The organism is Corallococcus sp. 4LFB (assembly GCF_046520365.1).
Lineage (GTDB): Bacteria > Myxococcota > Myxococcia > Myxococcales > Myxococcaceae > Corallococcus > Corallococcus caeni.
Genome location: NZ_JBKGHJ010001067.1, coordinates 1 through 1057 on the forward strand (window position 1 = coordinate 1; position 1057 = coordinate 1057).

2 pseudogenes are annotated in these 1057 nt (G+C 69.4%); both read right to left on the minus strand.

The window, feature by feature from the left end:
- Window positions 1-538, minus strand: a pseudogene (locus ACLEQD_RS44075) (hypothetical protein); the annotation flags it as partial.
- Window positions 469-1057: pseudogene (locus tag ACLEQD_RS44080) on the minus strand (hypothetical protein); the annotation flags it as partial. The pseudogenes ACLEQD_RS44075 and ACLEQD_RS44080, both read right to left, overlap by 70 nt.

Below are 1057 nucleotides of genomic sequence, written 5' to 3' on the forward strand. Positions count from 1 at the left end.
CGCCGCCGCCGCCGCTGCCGCGCAGGCCCATGCCGCCGAAGCCGCCCGCGTCGCCCGCCTTGGCGCCGAACATGTTGCCCATGGCGCTCTTGAGCTCGCCGCCCAGGCCCGACTTGCCGAAGATGGTGGAGATCCCGCCCTTGCCGCCGCCGAAGATCTTCGCGGTGAGGGCGCGCGCCTCGTCCTTCTTGTTCGGGTCGCCCTTGGGCGCGGTGCGGTTGTTGGCCTTGGGCGCGTCCTTCTTGCCCATCTGGCCCTCGTCGCCGCGCTGCTTCTGGGCCATCTCGCCCGACTTCTTCTCCTTCTGCTGGTTCAGCTTCTCCAGGAACTTGTTCTTCTGGGTCTCCGGAGGCTTGATGATCAGCTTCGCGATGCGCGCGTCGTTGCCCGCGAGCTCATCCGCGTACTCGTCCCCTTCCCCACTCTGGTTCATGGAGTGGATGACGAACGCGGTGGCGATGAAGAACATCACCAGGAAGATGTTGAGCGCCGTGTAGTCGATGTTCTCTCCCACCGGCACGACGACGCGCTTGGGCACCGGCTGGAACTGCGCCTCCAGCGTGAGGCGCCCAGGTCCACCCAGACGAAGTCGTCCGCCTCCAGCGTCAGCGCGTAGGCGTCGCCGTCCTGGGAGGCCTTGCCGGACTCCATCACGGCTTCCAGGTCCAGCGTCTCGCCCTTGCGGGTGAGCTCGCCCTTCATCTTGCGCGCGAAGCGCAGGGTGAAGCCCTGGCCGTCCGTGCGCAGCGCCTCGAACGTGGGGGCGCCCAGCTTGGCGTCGCCCATCACGAAGTCCACGCCCTTGGCGCTGCCGACCGTGAAGCCCTTCTTCGCGCCGGGAGGCACGAAGAACTCGCCCACGCGCTGGTCGCCCCAGAGCAGCCGCAGCGACACGCCCTGCGGGCCGCTGGACTTCGTCTTCTTCACGGTGCGCACGCGCGGCGCGGCGTCCTGCTCCTCGTGCGCGTCGTCCTCCACGGGCACGGCGGCCCTGGCCTTGGGAGCCCGGGCGGGCGCCACGGCGTTCTTCTGCGTGGGCGCGACGACGCGTCCAGCG